A 19,004-nucleotide genomic window follows, 5' to 3' on the forward strand; every position below is an offset into this window, starting at 1 on the left:
TACTTGTACAATTATATAAATATACAATTATTTCTCTATTTTACCTGCTTATAACCTTTTTGCGAAGTTTAACTCTAGCAATTTCGCTATCAAACACATATATTCAGACTTAAGAGCTTCGAATTTATACCTAACAAAACAAGGTTATTTCTACTATTTATGCTTATTTTGTAAGATCATAAAACGAGAATGAAACAGAGAATTGGTATTTTAGGCGGTGGTCAATTGGGTAAGATGCTACTGCAAACTGCATTGGATTTAGACTTAAATATTTCAATACTTGACCCAGACCCAGAATGCTCCTGTTCAGTTTGGACAAAAAACTTTACTTGCGGATCCCTAACAGATTATAATACCGTAATGGAATTCGCAAAAGACCTGGATGTTATCACCATAGAAATAGAAAACGTTAATATTCAGGCTTTGAAAGACTTGGAAGCCGCAGGCAAAAAGGTCTTCCCTCAACCTTCAGTCATAGAAACCATCCAAAATAAACGTACTCAAAAAGACTTCTTTGTATCACATAACATTCCAACATCCCCTTTTATAAAAGTTAAAAATCGGGATGAAATTATCGCGAATAAAGACTTTTTACCCGCAGTTAACAAGCTAGGTGTAGGGGGATACGATGGAAAAGGTGTGCAGTTGCTAAAATCAGAAGCAGATCTAGATAAAGCTTTTGATGCAGAAGGAATTCTAGAGAAGTTCGTAGACTTTGAAAAGGAACTTGCCGTTATAATTGCAAGGAATGAGAATGGAGAAATGAAGTGTTTCCCTGTCGTAGAGATGGTATTCCACCCTACAGCTAACCTTGTGGAATACCAATTCTCGCCTGCTAACATAGAGGCTTCTACTGCTCAACAAGCTGAGGAAGTAGCTATTAAAACAGCTGAAGCATTCGGTATAGTAGGCTTATTGGCTGTAGAAATGTTCCTTGATAAAGAAGGAAAGATCTGGGTCAATGAGGTAGCGCCAAGACCGCATAATAGTGGGCATCAAACGCAGAAAGCAAATGTAGTCTCTCAATTTGATCAACACTGGAGAGCTATCCTAAATTTACCTTTAGGAGATCCTACTCCACATTCCTTATCTGCCATGGTTAATATTTTGGGAGAGGAAGGACATACAGGAATAGCAAAAGTAGAAGGATTGGATAAAATCCTGGCTTTAGAACATGCATATCCCTTCTTTTATGGGAAGAAAATCACCAAACCATTCAGGAAAATGGGACATGTCAGTATTTTGGCAGATGATTTTGAAAACTTAAAAGAAAAGGTGAATTTTGTACAGAACAATCTGAAAATAATCGCTCAATGATAGGCATAATAATGGGAAGCATCTCTGATTTAAAAGTGATGCAAGGGGCAGTAGACATCTTTGAAAAGTTTGGAATTCCCTATGAAATAGAGATTGTTTCTGCACATAGGACTCCACAAAAAATGGTAAACTATGCTGAAACAGCAGCAGAAAGAGGATTAAAAGTCATTATAGCAGGTGCCGGAGGTGCTGCACATTTACCTGGAATGGTTGCCTCCTGTACCATCTTACCTGTTATAGGCGTACCGGTAAAATCATCAAATTCTATAGATGGGTGGGATTCTGTATTATCCATTTTACAAATGCCTTCAGGTGTGCCTGTAGCTACAGTAGCCCTAAACGCTTCCACTAATGCGGGTATTTTAGCTACCCAGGTATTAGCGACCTCTTCCCCTTCTATTGCACTAAAGTTAATGGAATATAAGGAAGAGCTAAAAGCAAAAGTAGACCAAATGAACCAAGAACTAAAAAACAGCTTTCAATAATATGGAATATGAAGAAAGAAATAGAAAACCAAAGCAGGGAGCAAGTAACACCCCTGCCGTAGTTCTAGTCATTTTATTTGCCATAGTTGTCCTTCTGCTATACGCAGGATGGAATCTTATGTCAGACGATGCCAGCAATATTGTAGACATGAAGAGCATTGACTCTGATTTGGTTCAAGTGGACGAAAAACCGGTAGAAGAGGAAGATGAGGATATTGTAGAAGAAGTTACTCTTCCAGAGCCTGAAAAGAAAGAGGAAAAGAAAAAAGAGGTAACTCCTGTAGTTGAAAAACCAACGACTTCATATAAAGGAGAAACATCTACTTATACTGTAAAAGCAGGTGAAACTTTTTTTGCTATTGCTAATAAATTCAATACTAGCTCAGATAATCTGCAGGCCCTTAATCCCGATGTAAACCCATCTTTGATAAAGGAAGGCGTAACTAAATTAAAAGTTCCCGTACAAGCCGTTCATACTGTAGGACCTGGCGATATCCTAAGAGTGGTAGCCAATAAATATGGAATCTCCGTAGAAGCCCTAATGGCCGCCAATGGCAAAAAGAAAAACTTTGCAGAGAGAGGAGAAAAACTCCTTATCCCTCACAAGAATAAGATATAATCGAGTAGGAAGATAGGGATTATTTCCCTATCTGTCCTCTCACACCACCCGGCATACGGATCCGTACCAAGGCGGTTTGTTAGAATAACGTCGTTTGATGCGTTGTTCTCCAGTAATAGTAGTCTGCAAATCCTTCGTAACCTAATTTAGTAAAGTATGAGTTTGTTAGCGTTGTTTGAACGATAGGGCTTGTCCCTGTCCGAGTATAGGATTTACGGGTGTTCGCATGTTGGTAGGCAAGCCAGCGTTTGGCTCCCAGTTTCATTAAGTTCCGAATTCGATTACCTGCGGTCTTCCATTGCTTCCAAAGCAGAACACGCAAGCGTCTTCGCACTAGGTTATCTAGTGCTACCATCACCTTCTTATTCGTTGCTATACGAAAGTAATCCACCCAGCCGTGAATAATTTGCCGTAGTTTAGTCAGTCGCTCATGCATAGGAGTAACTGTATTACGTCGAGTATTTTGACGTAACTTCTCTCGGATTCGTTCGATACTCTTTGCAGAGATACGAATCTGCCAATCTCCTTGAGTTTTGAAGAAACTAAAGCCGAGTAAACTACTTTGGGAAGGTTTGCTTACCTTACTCTTTTCACGGTTCACTTTCAGCTTTAGTGTAGATTCGATGTAACTGGTGATGTTGCGCATAATACGAGTGGCGGATTTATTGCTCTTCGCGTAGATACTACAGTCATCCGCATAGCGTACAAATCGATGTCCACGGGAGCTGAGTTCCCTGTCCAGTTCGTTCAGGATGATGTTTGACAAAAGTGGACTTAAAGGACTACCCTGTGGTGTGCCCTTGGTTCGCTTTTGTTCAAGACCATGATCCATAATCCCACAACGAAGGTATTTCCCGATCAGGGCTAGGACTCGATGATCCGTAATCTTCTTGCTCAAAAGATGCATCAGTATGTCGTGGTTCACTTGATCGAAGAATTGTTCCAAATCAAGTTCAACGACCCACGTGTAGCCCAAGTTCAGATACTCTTGCGCTTTACTGACGGCCTGATGAGCATTACGGTTCGGACGGAAGCCGTAGCTGTTATCGTGAAAATCACCCTCATACTTTAATCCAAGCCATTGGGAAATGCTTTGCTGAATAACACGGTCGATGACCGTTGGGATACCCAGCATACGCTTGCCGCCACTTGCTTTGGGAATCTCTACTTTCCGAACAGCTTGTGGGCGGTAAGTACCAGAGAGAATATCCGATCGCAGGGATTGCCAGTGCGTGTTAAGGTAGTCACGAAGATTATCGATCTGCATACCATCAACTCCGCTAGCACCTCCATTAGAGATGACACGATCAACTGCGTGTTTGACATTTCGGATGTGTAATATCTCTTCCAACATAGTATTACTAAAAAAAAAACCTCAGGCATTGTGTCCACTTCGTTGCACGACTCAGCTAAGCTCCTCTTGCATTTTACTATCAATTTCCGACCTACCCTCATGCAAGCAGTTCTCTTATGTGGTTCGGCTTTTAACACTTCGTCATAAACTTCATGGTTCCTTTGCCATTCTAACATTCAGACCTTCCCCTGTATAAAGTAGAGAAACAGGGTACTATGTCCTCTGCTGACTTCTGACTAAAGCATACTAGCATTATTATTCTGCTATATGTTTCTTCGCGGGCATTCGCGTATACCTTTGACAGAGTTTAGTCAGATCTCCCCAGGTAAGAACAATAACTTTCACCTCATGTATCCGCTACATTTACCATAGTGTTTCCGTACAGTTTAGGGCTTCGGCTTGTTTTGCAGCCTCACCCAACACTTGCGGCCTTGTATGTAGTTTCTGTTCGTCGGATCGAGGTTTTGCCTCAGACTTCCTTCGGATTCCACCTCGCGGTGGACACCCTTGTCATAAGCTAACACTTCCCACTGTAAAGGCGTGTTCGGGACTTACACCCTAGAGTTATTGACCATGCTGGGCACACAAAAAAGGGGCTATCCACGTGGGTAGCCCCTTCTCTTACAAGTCCGTAAGCCGAATTCTGTTCTATTCTGTCATTTATCTAGGAACGCAGTCGCCCACGTTCTCTATCAACCTACCCTCCGACTAGAGCGGGTCGCTCTTCAATGCCGGTTTATTTGGTCTTTCAGCTCATGAGGTTTACCTATACCGTCTACTTCGCAGTAGCCGTGGGGGTCTCTTACACCTCCTTTTCACCCTTACCTTTTACAAGGCGGTAATTTTCTGTGGCACTAGCTGTAGGGATTACTCCCCCCTACCCGTTAGGTAGCATGATACCCTGTGCTGTTCGGACTTTCCTCCCCTTGCGGAGCGACAGATCGACTTGTAAGGAGTACAAAGGTACAAGGATTTTACATACCCTTCACTATTAATTGGACTTTTGCCCGGGAATTCACCACCGCTAGAATAGCCTCTTCCGTTACAATCACCTGATCAGGATTAACAGATATAATCTGCCCCTTCATCCTAATCCCCTTGCTTAATTCCGAATTAACCGTCTCTAATACACTCTTTTTAGAGAACTCTATAATCTCTTCTAATGGCAAAGCAAACTCCTCAGCTATCCTTTTCTCTAAAGTACCTTCCAGAAGCCATGCTGCGGCTTTATGCAAGATATTTCGCGTCTTAACATCTAATTTCACATCCTTCAGCACCACGCTCTTCTTCTCAGGATCATAAACCGGAATTCCCTGTATCTTAATCTGCCCTTTGAAACTTCCCGTAGTTTGAATTTGAAAAACAATATTTTCATTCTCATGCGCCACCACCAGATCCTTCACCACAATCTTGTACTTCCCATTCTTGAACTCAAAAGTCTCGTCCAAGAACATCTTTCTGGATATCTCGTTGGCTTGTTCGTAGGATATAACGTTTACTAACTGCACCTCAAATTCCTCCGGAATAGCATTGACCATCTTCAATTTAGGAACTTCTACCACCATAGAAGGGGTGTACAAGGGAGTTCCTACAAAAGTTTCCAGAAAAATTTTAATCCCAATCGTCCCTTTAATACTTGCCCCCACAGATTGTAAAGGTGTAGAAATCACTTCTAAGGGATCTGCCCTAAACCAGGTATTGTATTCTTCAGAGACCTGAATAGGACGTTTTGCTACGTTCCAAGCCTCAATCACATAAGGTTTAAGAGAGTAATTCTTACGTATGGTTTCATCAATCTGCTCTGCAAATAGAGGCATATTACTGGTGATTACCCTCCCTATTATTGGACCAATAGGCACATCTACCAAACTACTCTTTAAGACGGGTTTTGTAATCCAAGTAAAACTTAGCCCTTTAGTTTGCGTGATCAATTCATAATCTTCACTGATCCGAAACTTCGATGCAAATTTGATCTTTATTTCAAAGTCTGTACTTGGAGCTTGAGAAATGCCCAAGACCGTAATTTCCTTTTGTGCCCAAACCTTAAGGGGAACTTCATAGGTCAAGGTTCCGTCTTTGTTCTCTGTAAAGATGAGATTTCCCTTCCTCCAAACCTTCACTTTAAGACCGTCATCAGCAAAACTATTGTCTTCATAAATCAAATCCGGAAGACCCAAATTAATCTGATTCTGAATGTCTTCCAAAGAAATATCTAAAGGAATACTAATAGTGGACGGTTTTTTCTCAAATACCATGGGTATATTAACATTTTGTGCAGCCAAACTAAACGGCAGCAGAAATCCCACGAATAACTTCTTCATTTTCATCAATAGGAGCCCCAATATTTTCTCAATATCCACTCCACGCTAACTAATACTATTAAAACGAACCAAATCCACTTGAAATGTATGATGTCTCTTAAATCTTCCTGAGTCACCAATTTATTCGGAACATTTTCCTTATTAATCACATTTCTGAGTTCCAATAAATCCTTAGCCAATAGAAAACTTCCATTATTTTCAGATGCTATGGTTCTCAATAAACTAAAATCAGCCGTAGTGTTCTGCAATTCAATATCGCTGTCGCTCACCACAAATTGTCCCCCGGCTTTTTCATTCTTACTTTTCCCTTCATAAGTATAAACTCCGGCTGGTAAAGTGGAGAGCTCAAACCTGGAATGATCAGGCGTAATTCTAAAATCAAATTTCTTCTCCCCTGATGGCCCCTTGATTCTTAACTCTATATCCTGCTCGTAAATTCTCTCGTACAAATCATTGTACATCTCTACAGCAAAACTCACCTTTTGATCTACCTGAAAAACCTCATTCACAGGATAAATTCTAAGTTTACCCTTTTCCTCTTTCAACGCTATCAATTGCAGCGTTTTTAAGATCAATTCATCTATAATTCCGTGCTGCTGCGTTTGCGCAAACTCCTCCATACGCCAGTGCCACAAACCATCACCCAGAAAAACAGCCATCTTCCTCGTTCCACTAAGGTTCACGGCTAATAACGGCCTGCCCGTATTTATTCCTGAGATATATTGCTGCATGATGACCTCTGTACCTGTCAAAGCACTGTAAACGCCAAAAGGAACAGTTATTGGAGGTAAATCTGCAAACAGATTCGAGCTTGGCACATTGAACAGCTGGAAGCCGGGATTAAACATACCGTTTACCTTATCAACTTTCCCTAGCTGTGTGACTACACTTACTACATTCTGCATTCCATTGAAAAAGGACCAGTCCGACTGACTAGCGGGAAAGAAAAACACCGGTTTTTGTCGGACTAACAGCTCAGACAAGAAGCGAGTGTGCAAACCAGCCCTATCCGGAAATTGATGTAGAATTAGCACATCAAAAACCTCATTCTTCAAACTGCTTATATCCGCTTCCTGAACTATTTTGGTCTTCAACTCAAACCATTCATTCTTATCAATAATACTTTTGATAGCTTTCAAATCCGGATGCGGAGACGCTGCAAGAAGGAGTATCTTCTCTTTACCATTCACCACATCTACAAAAAATTCACGCGTATTGTTTTTTAAAGTATGTTCGCCTTCTACTCCGCCCAAGACAGCTACAAACCTTTGTTTGCCTTCCTGCTTGGCAGGTAGTTTGAAAGAAACCGACTGATAATCATCATCCGTCTTATAATTCACGGGAGAAGAGCTTAAAACCTGACCGGAATTATCCCTAATTTCAATCTTGGAATTCCTACCCTTTAGAAGATAAGAACCTATTTCGACCTGAACTGTAAAATCATTTCCCAGATAGGCAATCTTATTTGCCGAAATGCCTTGAATGTACGCATCCTTTTTAACCGTGGAATCTCCTGCCCCTAAAGTATGAATACGAAAAGGGTATTGGAAGAAGGTAGGAGAAAGTCCTTCATTCATTATACCGTCAGATAGGAGGATAACATCTGTTAAATGTTGACCTTCAAAATTACCCTTAAGCGCATTTAGTCCATTTGCTAAAGCCGTCTTTCTGCCTGTAAAAGCAGCATTAGACAGCTCTACGCCTTCCACTCCTTCCAAAGTTACCGTCTGGGTTTCAAAACCCTTACTTTCTAGACCTTTTCGGAGTGCCTCCCAAGAAGCAGATACGTCTTTCCACTTCTCTGCGTTTTTCATACTTCTTGAATCATCCAAAACCAAAACCACTTTAGGCCTAAGCGTAAGTGCACTTAAGGTCTTGAATAAAGGATTTAAAAGCAAGAAAGCCAAAATACTGACTAAAGTGCCGCGGATCACTGCAAGTATCCACTTTTGCTCTTTACTCAATATTTTGGCTCTATAATAAAAGAAGCCAGCATACGCCACCCCTACTAACAAACAAAGCAAATAATACCCGCCAGATGTCTGGGAAACGAATTCTGACTTCATCACTCCATTACATTAATAATCCACCGTCCACTACAAGAACCTGTCCTGTAATGTAAGCAGCATCATCTGATCCAAGGAAAGTACAAGCCTTTGCTATATCTGAACCTTGACCCGCTCTTTTTAATGGAATAGACTTTGTCCATTCTGCTAACTGGGCTTCGTTTAATTCACCGGTCATTTCCGTTTCTATAAAGCCCGGAGCTATGGCGTTACAACGAATATTCCTAGATCCTAATTCCTTAGCTATAGACTTTGTAAAACCAATCATCCCCGCTTTTGAAGCAGAGTAATTAGCCTGCCCAGCATTTCCCATAATTCCAACAACAGATGATATGTTGATGATAGAACCGTATTTAGCCTTCATCATAGGCTTAGTAACGGCTTTCGTTAGATTAAACACAGATTTCAAATTTACACGAAGCACCTCATCCCATTGCTCCTCACTCATTCTCATCAACAAAGTATCTCTCGTAATACCGGCATTGTTCACCAAAACATCAATTTTACCGAAATCTGCAACAACCGCATTTACCAACGTTTCAGCCTCTTCAAATAAGGAAGCATCAGAACGGTATCCTTTAACCTTTGTCCCAAACTCTCCTAATTCTTTCTCTAAAGCCTGACCCTTTTCTACGGACGATAAATAAGTAAAAGCAACATTTGCACCATTTTTTGCAAATTCCTCCGCAATAGATCTGCCTATTCCTCTAGAGGCACCTGTGATTAAAACGGTCTTGTTTTCAAATTTCATTTTTGTCTGATTGGTTTTTATTTCCTTCAATTACGACTACAATTTCCCCTTTCGGAGCTTTCTGTGCAAAAATAGCAAGAATTTCTGACAAAGTGCCCCGAACGGTCTCCTCATATAGTTTTGATATCTCCCTACTTACCGAAGCTCTTCGATCTTCTCCAAAATAGGTCTTAAAATCTTCTAATGTACGAATAATTCGATGTGGCGACTCATAAAAGATCATGGTTCTCTTTTCCGCCTGCAAAAACGTCAACTTCGTTTGTCTCCCTTTCTTTACCGGTAAGAATCCTTCAAATACAAAAGAATCTGAAGGCAAACCAGACATCACTAAGGCCGGCACAAATGCCGTAGCTCCAGGAAGACATTGAACATCTATTCCATGCTCTAAACAAGTCCGCACTAATAGGAATCCTGGATCAGAAATGGCAGGCGTACCCGCATCTGAAACCAAAACTACCTTCTTCCCTGACTTGATCTGATCCACCACCTTCTCCACCGTCTTGTGCTCATTGAAAATATGATAACTCTGCAAAGGCTTACTTATCTCGTAATGCTTCAAAAGCACTCCTGAAGTACGAGTATCCTCCGCTAAAATCAAATCGGCACTCTTCAACTCTTCTAACGCCCTAAGCGTAATATCCTTTAAATTTCCTATAGGCGTAGGGACCAAAATCAACTGCATGATTACTAGCTATTAAAAAAAATCTTTCCCGGCAATTTTACCGGGAATTCACTCGAAATGTCTTAAAACTTATGCACATGTGTGGTGTTAGCAACTATTTAGATATCAATATATTACTATTTAACACATACTAATTTTGCCTTTTTCGGGATAAAATTATCCTATAATATTTGTTTTTGCAAAATATGTTAAACCCACTTGTTTTCCACATATCCACAATGTGTATCAGCAACTTAACATTTCCTTAATTATCAGAATTTTATATCCGCAAGTATAGTTTTCAAAGCGAATCTTACATTCCAAATTTTCCGAGCAACCACCAAATTAAAAGGAAGACTATGATGGTACCAACACACCCTCCCCCAAATTTTTTGGCTCCCCAGCCAGCCAATAAGGCTTTCAATATTTTTTGCATAGCGAATAGATTTTATGGATTCAAGATAGGTAAAATTATTCCCAAGTGAAAATATCATTTCCTATATTTACCATCAAAAATTTTCCTATGAATAACCGTAAGACCATTTTACTCATCATTCTGTGCGGATTTTTCATCACAAATGCGGTTACGGCTGAAATCATAGGTTCAAAAATCTTTTCCGTAGAGGCTCTTCTAGGAATGAAGCCTGCGCATATCCAACTCCTAGGCTTCACCCTGGATTTTAACATGTCAGCAGGGGTGCTTAACTGGCCCATAGTATTTATCATCTCAGATTTGATCAATGAATACTACGGAGTCAAAGGAGTAAAGATGATCTCCTATATCACCACCGTATTAATAGCCTATACCTTTTTCGTCCTTTATGGAGCTTCCGCCCTGCCACCGGCCCCCTTCTGGGTAGAACTAAATCAAACGGATGCCGAAGGCTACCCCTTAAATATTAACAATGCCTATTCCATTATCTTGAATTCAGGCATGGGAATCATCATTGGAAGTATCCTTGCCTTCCTCCTGGGACAAATCACTGATGCTTATATCTTTAAGAAACTTCGCCTACTAACTAATAATAAACACATCTGGTTGAGAGCCACCGGATCTACCGTATTTTCCCAACTACTGGATAGCTTCTTAGTAATTTTCGTGGCCTTTTATGTCTTTGGCAACTGGGAATTCAAACAAATATTAGCAGTGGGCTCCGTTAACTACATTTACAAATTTGCAGTGGCTATTTTAGTCACGCCCCTCATCTATCTCTTACACTTTGCTATCGACAAATACCTGGGTAAAGAGAGATCAGAGGAACTCATCGAAGAAGCTACTTACTCGTAGATAAAGCTAGTTCTATATGGGCCAAATGATGGTCGCAATGCCACTTGTACAATTGTACCACATCTTTCAGCACGAAGGTCTTCTGATACTCCATATGGAAGTAGGTTCGCATCCACTGCTCCTCGGTCATCTCTTCCATAATAGCCACTAACTTTCCATGTATGGCTTTCAAAAAGCTCAAAGGCAAAGCGATGTCTCCTTTATAATCTGGAGTAGTCGCCCAAAGCGCCTCATTATACCCTTTAATACTAGGCTTATCTTCCGTCAAGGCAAATTTTAAGCGGGTATAAAGGTTAAGATGAGAATCCGGGTAATGATGAAGAATCTGTCTGACACTCCATCCACCCGGCCTATACGTTAAAGCCAATTGTTCATCTGTCAAATCTTTAACTCTAACTATGAGTTGGCCTGGGAAGCTTTTTAAATGAGCCACAGCTTCTGCAGCGTCACTAACTTTATAAGGCCGTTCGAAATCAAACGGCCCAATGGGATACTTAAGGTTTTCCATTACCAGTATTTTTTGATGACTTGCAATAAGGCTTCATGACTGGCACCACCTGCTACCACATCCCCTCCGAACAGATACTTGTCTCCACCCTTAAAGTCAGTAACCACACCTCCTGCTTCCTGCACTAGGAGTACACCTGCAGCCATGTCATAACTATTTAAATTATATTCGAAAAAGCCGTCATATCTTCCTTCTGCTACAAATGCTAAATCCAGAGCCGCAGAACCAAACCTTCTCAAACCATGCGTTCCCTGCATCAGTTCTTCTAAGATCTTGATATAACGGTGCATTTCTTCAAACCTGTAATAAGGAAAACCCGTAGCCATCAAGGTTTCACCTAATACCTTAGCTTTAGACACTTGCAACTTCTTATCCCCTTTGTAGGCTCCTCCACCCTTGATTGCAGAATACACTTCATTAGCAGGAACATGATATACTACTCCGGCCAGAACCTCTTTTCCTTTAGCAAAAGCAAGACTCACGGAATAATGCGGAACGCCATGTACAAAATTAGCCGTACCGTCTAAGGGATCTATGATCCAATTGTATCCATCCTTGTCTGAGGTTTCAGCTGTCTCCTCTTCTGTGATAAATCCTACCCCTACGTACTGGGAAAGTCTTTCTACTATCCTTTTTTCGGCTTCTTTATCTACATAGGACACCACATTATTGACATCTTTGTATTCTATCGCTTGACTTTGGAAACCCTCCGCTTCCTTTCTAATAAAACTTCCCGCTTCTATGGCGGTCTCCACTAATAAATCCTTAATCTTTTCTAATTCCATCTCTTTTTATCTTTTGCCAGGTACGCAATACAATCCCTATCCATAGGAACACTAATCCATTTTGTAAATTAAAACCCCAATAGTACACTGCTGCTACCATGAACAGGAGTAATCCTAAACCATATATTCGGAATGCATATTTCGACCACGTACGCTTACTGAGAATAGCAGGAAAAACTAATGGTGACGCCCAAAGCAGGTTCCAATTGTATTTGGTCACCCCATGGTCCGTCAAAAACCAGAGGGCAAGTAAGATCCATCCGGCTATCCCTAAAACACTAAACAAAAACTTATCAAATCCATGACCCACCCCCGCTTTATTCAGAAAAAACATTAAAACCGCAAATAAAGCGAAGAAAACAACAGGACTCATACCTTGCTGCTTCGTTATCTCAGAAATTTGATTCAAATCTCTTTTAAGAATAACCAGATTTTCTTCTCCTTTCACCGTTAAAACCTTGGCCTGATCTACAGCCTTCATCAAATTATCTGGAATAAACATGGCATCTGCCCAACCCGTTTTTTTGTCGGAATCAGCACCAATAGCCAAATCCATCCCAAAATCAGCCCAAGACTTCCCGTTTTCATGGGCATATTTATCTATCCACTGCCTATAAGTGGAGTCTGCGTTCAAGGCTTGATTAAACACTAAACTATCTCCAGCCGCTATTTGCAGTACATCTCTCAATCTAGTACTGCAATTGTCCGTAAAGAATTTATATCTATAATTCTTATTTTCCGGCTTCAGATTGTTTTCCAAAAACTCATAAACCCTTTGTCTTTGCGCCAAACTAAGATTCAAAACTTGTTCAGTAATCTTTCTGTTTTCTCTATTCCAATATTCAAATTCTAAATAAGCGGGATGAGAGGTAATCATATAGTCCAAATACCCTCGAACAAACTTTAAATAAAAACCAGGAGCGTTGAAATCAAATGATCCATAATTATAGTTTACATCTATACCTAAAGCGGGATCCCAGACTCTAATAGCACTATGTCCAAAGGTTGAATACAATTCCTCCCCCGGAGAAATGGTTAACAAGGAAATCCTGGAAGAAGGGCTAAGGGTCTGCGCAAACGCAGAAAACGAGAATAGAAGTAAAAATATTAGCCTCACAAGCAGATTTTTTGGTAAAAATAAACAAAAAAAAGCACGCAAGCTTAGCTCACGCGCCTTTTTCAAAAACTTTGAATTTATGGTTCAACTTCTTCTGTTTTAGACTTTTTGGAAAAGCTCAATTGCTCTTCACCTTCCTGATGGTCCACCAGAATAGTATCTCCTTCACTTAAATTTCCTCTTAGAATTTCTTCAGCTAATGGATCTTCCACATATTTTTGAATAGCTCTATTCAAAGGTCTGGCTCCATATTGCTGATCATAACCTTTTTCAGACAAGAAAGATTTAGCACTCTCTGTTAATTCTAAGGAATATCCTAAGTTTTGAATTCTGCTCAATAGTTTACCTAATGAAATATCAATGATCTTAAAGATATCTTCTTTAGACAGAGAATTAAACACAATCACATCATCCAAACGGTTCAGGAATTCAGGAGAGAATGATTTCTTCAAGGCGTTTTGAATAGTGGATTTCACCATATCGTCCTGATTCTCCATTCTGGATTTTGTAGCAAATCCAATACCCGAACCAAAATCCTTCAGATCTCTAACTCCAATATTGGAAGTCATGATGATAATGGTATTCCTGAAGTCCACTCTTCTACCCAGTGAATCTGTCAAAATACCGTCGTCTAGCACTTGAAGTAGAATATTGAACACATCAGGATGTGCCTTTTCAATCTCATCCAGAAGCACTACGGAATAAGGTTTTCTTCTCACCTTTTCGGTTAATTGACCTCCTTCTTCATATCCTACATATCCCGGAGGCGCTCCTACTAATCGAGAAATACTGAATTTCTCCATGTATTCACTCATATCTATTCTTACCAGAGCATCTTCTTTGTCGAAAAGATATTCAGCTAATTTCTTAGCTAACTCCGTCTTACCTACCCCGGTAGGTCCCAAGAATATGAAGGATCCAATAGGCTTTTTAGGATCTTTCAATCCTACCCTGGTACGCTGAATAGCCTTTACTAGCTTTTCAACGGCCGGATCTTGACCTATAACCTTACCTTTCAGATTCTGACCCATGTTAAGGATTTTCTCCCCTTCATTCATGTTCACTCTCTTAACCGGAATTCCGGTCATCATGGCGATTACCTCTGCCACGTGATCTTCGGTCACATTAAATCGCTGACGTTTAGATTCTTCTTCCCAAGCAGCTTTCGCATTTTCCAATTGATCGATCAATTTCTTTTCTCTATCTCTCAACTGAGCAGCTTCCTCATAGCGTTGACTCTTCACTACTCGGTTTTTCTCCTGCTTGATTTCCTCAACCGCATTTTCCAGATCCACAACCTCTTGAGGCACGTTGATATTCTTAATGTGAACCCTCGCACCCACCTCGTCAATCACATCAATGGCTTTATCCGGTAGGAATCTATCCGTAATATAACGTTCAGAATATTTTACCGCCAATTCAATGGCTTCATCTGTATAGGTCACATTATGATGATCCTCATATTTGCTCTTAATATTATGCAAGATCTCAATGGTCTCATCAATAGAAGTAGCATCTACCATTACCATCTGGAATCTTCTGGCCAAAGCTCCGTCCTTTTCTATGTATTGACGATACTCATCTAAAGTAGTGGCACCTACGCATTGGATATCTCCACGTGCTAAGGCCGGTTTGAACATATTAGAAGCATCCAAAGAACCTGAAGCGCCACCGGCTCCCACTATGGTGTGTATCTCATCGATAAACAGAATGATCTGCGGATTCTTTTCAATCTCCTGCATCACCGCCTTCATTCTTTCCTCAAACTGACCTCTGTACTTCGTACCGGCCACAAGAGAAGCCAAATCCAAGGTTACCACTCGCTTGCCAAACAATACTCGTGATACCTTTTTCTGCACAATCCTAAGGGCCAAACCTTCAGCAATGGCGGTTTTACCTACACCAGGTTCACCAATAAGGATAGGATTATTTTTCTTTCTTCTAGACAGAATCTGAGCCACACGCTCAATTTCCTTCTCTCTACCTACGATAGGATCTAGTTTACCTATCTCCGCCATCTTGGTAAGATCTCTACCAAAATTGTCTAAAATAGGCGTACGGGATTTCTCCCCACTTTTGGTATCAGACTTTTGACCAAAGCCACTTCCACTGCCAAAGTTCTTATCCTCATCATCTGTATCCTGACTTTCCATCCTCGGTTCAATGCCCGTAAGTTGGTACTCTAACATCTCCTTAATCAACTTGTAGTCTACATGAAATTTGTGCAGAATTTGACATCCTAAGTTGTCATCATCTCTCAATACAGCTAATAATAGATGTTCTGTACCTATAACATTAGACTTAAATATCTTCGCCTCTAGATGTGTAATCTTAAGTACTTTCTCAGACTGTCGCGTAAGCGGAATATTGGCTAGATTCTTAATGGTGTTCGTAGCCGTGCCCCGTGTGGAATTTTCTATGGAGAGTCTAAGCTCTTCCGGATTTACTCCGGCCTTTTGGATTAGACCTAAACCTAATCCCTCTCCCTCTCTGATCATCCCAAGTATCAAATGCTCAGTCCCGATGTAGTCATGACCCAAACGTAAGGCCTCTTCTTTTGCCAGAGATATAACCTCTTTTACTCGTTGCGAAAACTTGGGTTCCATTATTTTAATTCTATTTTTTCTATAACAAAATTTTAAACAAAAATATTCCCCATCACTATATCACGGCTTTCTAAACCCTTCATAAATAGTAGATCAAGAATACTTAGATTAGACACAAACGCGCTGCCAAAGTTTTGTGGATAGCTCAAAAATGGCAAATTGTCCGCATTCTCTTCCCTTCTTTTCGCGTTAAATCTAATAAATTGGTCTTTATAATCATAATACGAAAAATCTTGGTGACAAATTGTCTTTTTTACCTTCATTAATTTAAGACATATTGTCAGCGATTCCTTATTTAACACCAGTAATTCCTCGTATTTTTTAGAAAAAAGCGGATATATATATGGTTCAAAATGCTCAAAATAGGGACTATTTCTATAACAATTCTCTATAGTCTTCCAATTCTTTCTACCCCAATCACTTGAATTATCTATTTGAATATCTTTAATCAAAGCATGATTGCTGTACTTTTTGACGGGAACAGAAAGTACTTCCACTTGGTGTGGACCTAACACGTAAGCACGCGTGTGGTACGATTGCTTGATATATTGTTCCCCAGTATTCAACCAAAACTCCTCCTCCCGAAGTAAGTGCCGCATATAATCTATGCATGGAAAAAAATCACATGAAAATATCATTCTTTCTATTTTTAGGAAGCCACTTATAGACGTTCCGTTAAGAACATCCGTTATATTTGAACTTTTCAAAGATATAAAAGTTTGATGAAATTCAGGTTATTTTTAGGTGCTATTGCCATCTCTACTTTAAGCTATGCTCAAGATGTTGAAAAAATCCGTCTACAAGTACGGGTAGTCAACAGTTTAGATGGCTCAGAAATCAAGAATGCCGGTATTAAAGTGGCCTATAGAGATCAGAACATTCCATTGAAATCTGATAAGAAGAAAAGCTTCTATGAAATCCTGAAAGGAGGAGAATTAAAAGTAATAGCTGAAGCCGGAAACTTCTATAGTGAAACTCAGAGTTTTGACACAGAACTGCTTTACGATGAAGACATTCTGGAGATTAAACTCAATCCAAAATCTTTTACTTCTACGCGCCTTGCGGTAGTTGATTCAAAGTCGAACACACCGATTACGGCACAGGTTGATCTTAGCGGATTAAACCTAAATCAAAAATACAGTACCACTAATTCACCCATAGATATTTCAGTCACTGAAAAGGGCGAGTACCAACTTTCAATCTCTGCAGCAGGATATCAATCTAAACGATTATCCACCCACATAGATCCTTCTAAAGATCAAGAAATATTGGTTAGCCTAGACCCTCTTCCATCTACTTTTAAGCTACTCGCCATCAATAAAGAAAGCAGACAAGAAATCACGTCCTTTTCAAAATTTGAAGTTCTAGGAAAGAATCTAGTATGGGAAGAAAGAACAAAAGTCCTGAATGCGGATAAAGGCCAAAAAATTAGCATCAATATTGAAGCACCTGGCTTTGAACCCTTACAGAAATCTCTGGATCTGGAACAAAATCAAATTACCCTCGAACTAACCCCAATCAGCCTAGCTGCTTTCACCATTAAAGTAGTCAATCTTAGAACCAAAGCTGATACAAAAGCGAATATTGAGGTAAAATCACCTACTGGAGAAGTACTACAAGCTTATACAGGTCAAAACTTCGTTCCAAAGGAAGAAGGAACGTATGAATTCACCTACAAATCAGAAAATGGAGGCTCTTATTCACACAAGGAAAATACAGTAAGAGCTAAAGGACAAATCATACCTATAACGCTAGAAATCACTCCTCCGTACCAGACTACTTTCGTAGTGCTCGATCAGGAAACAAAATCACCTATACCCAGCCCCTCTTTGACCATTAAAACAGAAGATGGGAAAATAGTTGAAGGCAAAGATCTTACATTTACTTTCTACGAAAAACATACCCTTACCTACGATCTTTCCGCTCCAGGATACGAGAGGATAAGTGGAAGTGTAGACGTAAATGATGCCGGAACAGTGAATTTACCCTTGAAGAAGTTGCCTACCATTCACTATGTCTCTCAGGAATACAGCCTAATAGATTCTTACACAGAGAAACCTATATTGAAAAGCCAACTATTCCTGCTAGATGCAAATAAACAGCCCGTTGAAACCCTATATAACGCAAGCAAAGGAACTTATCTAGCTACAAAAGTGATTGCAGGACAAAGTTATTCTTTGGATATCAAAGCGGAGGGATACCAAAATTATTCAGCCCCAACAAGTAATCAAGAAGGAAGCCATATCATCAAATTAGAACCAAGTGGTCTTCAAGAATACACCTTCCAGTTCATAGATGATTACACCAAAGAAAAAATAGTTGTAAAATCTCTATTCGTGAATAATGCCGCAAACAAGCAGGTGCCTTTAAATTCCACAGAAGATGGATTTAAAGCAACCTTCTTACCAAATGCAGCTTTAGATCTTAAATTCGAAGCAGAGGGATACGAAACGAAATCTCTAAAAGTGGCAGCCTTCAATGGAGAGCCTCTGGCATTAAGAAAATCTACTTACCCTTTAGCACTCAAGTTTACCCCTAGTCTAACAGAGGAGCAATCGAACAAGGCCAAGATCGTGATCACTCAGGGAAAGAGCAAAACCATCAAAGGAACCTGGGAGGATGGAGTGTATCACCTACTAACTGACCCTGCTCAACTCCTAGATATGGAGATAAACGTACCTGGTTACCATCCCTACATAGGCTCACTGAATAGAAGCCAAGTGGCGCAAATGGAGGCTAACATAACCCTGACTCCGCTCCCTACGGCACCGGAAAAGATGGAGGCTAAGGTAGGTAAGAGCTATGTGCTAACCGGGGTGAATTTTGAACAGAGTCAAACTACCATGTTACCGGGATCTGAAGACAAGCTAGCAGAGGTGCTTCAGTTTATGAAAGACCATCCTAACGTAAAAATCGAAATTATTGGCCATACCGAAAAGGCCGGAGATGAAAGACAAAACGTAAGATTGTCTGAGTTTAGAGCGAGGACGGTAGCCAACTGGCTATTCAATAAGGGCATTGCATCCTCACGAATTACAACTGCCGGAAAAGGATCAGCTGAACCTATAGATCCGAATGATGCCGCAGTAAATAGAAGAATCGAAGTAAAAGTAGTGGAAGAATAGA

15 protein-coding genes and 1 other RNA gene are annotated in these 19,004 nt (G+C 40.2%); 5 read left to right on the top strand and 11 right to left on the bottom strand.

From position 1 onward, the window contains the following. Positions 1 to 189 precede the first annotated feature (189 nt). From LBYS_RS04935 to LBYS_RS04945, 3 genes are read left to right on the top strand one after another with little or no spacing between them, the layout of a single operon-like run. Entirely contained in the window at positions 190 to 1,317 is a 1,128-nt protein-coding gene (locus LBYS_RS04935) for a 5-(carboxyamino)imidazole ribonucleotide synthase (protein WP_013407779.1), read from the top strand. Beyond that, positions 1,314 to 1,802 (top strand): 5-(carboxyamino)imidazole ribonucleotide mutase, encoded by a 489-nt coding sequence (gene purE, locus LBYS_RS04940; protein WP_013407780.1) that lies wholly within the window; start codon positions 1,314 to 1,316, stop codon positions 1,800 to 1,802. Before LBYS_RS04935 ends, purE begins: the two co-directional genes overlap by 4 nt. A gap of 1 nt (position 1,803) precedes the next feature. Then, positions 1,804 to 2,421 carry a LysM peptidoglycan-binding domain-containing protein gene (locus LBYS_RS04945; RefSeq protein WP_013407781.1) on the top strand — a complete coding sequence of 206 codons (618 nt, stop codon included), beginning with the start codon at positions 1,804 to 1,806 and terminating at the stop codon, positions 2,419 to 2,421. 79 nt (positions 2,422 to 2,500) lie between these two features. Here the strand turns inward: LBYS_RS04945 and ltrA are convergent, their stop codons facing one another. From ltrA to rsmI, 6 genes are all read right to left on the bottom strand, one after another. After that, positions 2,501 to 3,775: a group II intron reverse transcriptase/maturase gene (gene ltrA, locus LBYS_RS04950; RefSeq protein WP_049781317.1), complete on the bottom strand. Its 1,275-nt coding sequence runs from the start codon at positions 3,773 to 3,775 to the stop codon at positions 2,501 to 2,503. Positions 3,776 to 4,391: 616 nt separating this feature from the next. Beyond that, positions 4,392 to 4,728: RNase P RNA component class A (gene rnpB, locus LBYS_RS18510), an RNA gene on the bottom strand. Between the two features lie 21 nt (positions 4,729 to 4,749). Beyond that, complete coding sequence (locus LBYS_RS04955) at positions 4,750 to 6,096, bottom strand: DUF4403 family protein (protein ID WP_187287924.1); 1,347 nt, start codon at positions 6,094 to 6,096, stop codon at positions 4,750 to 4,752. Between the two features lie 5 nt (positions 6,097 to 6,101). Continuing rightward, on the bottom strand, positions 6,102 to 8,162 hold the full coding sequence (locus LBYS_RS04960; protein ID WP_013407784.1) for a hypothetical protein: 2,061 nt from the start codon (positions 8,160 to 8,162) through the stop codon (positions 6,102 to 6,104). A 7-nt stretch (positions 8,163 to 8,169) separates the two neighbouring features. Further along, a complete protein-coding gene (fabG, locus tag LBYS_RS04965; protein ID WP_013407785.1) occupies positions 8,170 to 8,913 on the bottom strand; it encodes a 3-oxoacyl-[acyl-carrier-protein] reductase in 744 nt (247 codons plus the stop codon). Further along, positions 8,903 to 9,595, bottom strand: coding sequence for a 16S rRNA (cytidine(1402)-2'-O)-methyltransferase (rsmI, locus tag LBYS_RS04970; RefSeq protein WP_013407786.1), 693 nt, complete (start codon positions 9,593 to 9,595; stop codon positions 8,903 to 8,905). Before rsmI ends, fabG begins: the two co-directional genes overlap by 11 nt. Positions 9,596 to 10,097: 502 nt before the next feature. Here rsmI and LBYS_RS04980 point away from each other — a divergent pair. Beyond that, on the top strand, positions 10,098 to 10,862 hold the full coding sequence (locus tag LBYS_RS04980) for a queuosine precursor transporter (RefSeq protein ID WP_013407788.1): 765 nt from the start codon (positions 10,098 to 10,100) through the stop codon (positions 10,860 to 10,862). On the opposite strand, the gene LBYS_RS04985 is transcribed toward LBYS_RS04980, so the two are convergent. From LBYS_RS04985 to LBYS_RS05005, 5 genes are all read right to left on the bottom strand, one after another. Then, entirely contained in the window at positions 10,849 to 11,370 is a 522-nt protein-coding gene (locus LBYS_RS04985; RefSeq protein WP_013407789.1) for a YfiT family bacillithiol transferase, read from the bottom strand. The two genes, LBYS_RS04980 and LBYS_RS04985, sit on opposite strands and share 14 nt — an antisense overlap. Continuing rightward, positions 11,370 to 12,155 carry an inositol monophosphatase family protein gene (locus tag LBYS_RS04990; protein ID WP_013407790.1) on the bottom strand — a complete coding sequence of 262 codons (786 nt, stop codon included), beginning with the start codon at positions 12,153 to 12,155 and terminating at the stop codon, positions 11,370 to 11,372. The genes LBYS_RS04985 and LBYS_RS04990 overlap by 1 nt, the downstream gene beginning before the upstream one ends. Further along, entirely contained in the window at positions 12,136 to 13,272 is a 1,137-nt protein-coding gene (locus LBYS_RS04995; RefSeq protein WP_187287925.1) for an Lnb N-terminal periplasmic domain-containing protein, read from the bottom strand. The genes LBYS_RS04990 and LBYS_RS04995 overlap by 20 nt, the downstream gene beginning before the upstream one ends. A gap of 77 nt (positions 13,273 to 13,349) precedes the next feature. After that, positions 13,350 to 15,878, bottom strand: coding sequence for an ATP-dependent Clp protease ATP-binding subunit (locus LBYS_RS05000; protein WP_013407792.1), 2,529 nt, complete (start codon positions 15,876 to 15,878; stop codon positions 13,350 to 13,352). A gap of 32 nt (positions 15,879 to 15,910) precedes the next feature. After that, a complete protein-coding gene (locus LBYS_RS05005) occupies positions 15,911 to 16,585 on the bottom strand; it encodes a WbqC family protein (RefSeq protein WP_083794550.1) in 675 nt (224 codons plus the stop codon). A gap of 15 nt (positions 16,586 to 16,600) precedes the next feature. On the opposite strand from LBYS_RS05005, the gene LBYS_RS18180 reads away from it, so the two are divergent. Further along, positions 16,601 to 19,003 carry an OmpA family protein gene (locus LBYS_RS18180; protein WP_013407794.1) on the top strand — a complete coding sequence of 801 codons (2,403 nt, stop codon included), beginning with the start codon at positions 16,601 to 16,603 and terminating at the stop codon, positions 19,001 to 19,003. Position 19,004 lies beyond the last annotated feature (1 nt).

It is taken from the genome of Leadbetterella byssophila DSM 17132 (genome assembly GCF_000166395.1).
Classification (GTDB): Bacteria; Bacteroidota; Bacteroidia; order Cytophagales; family Spirosomataceae; genus Leadbetterella; species Leadbetterella byssophila.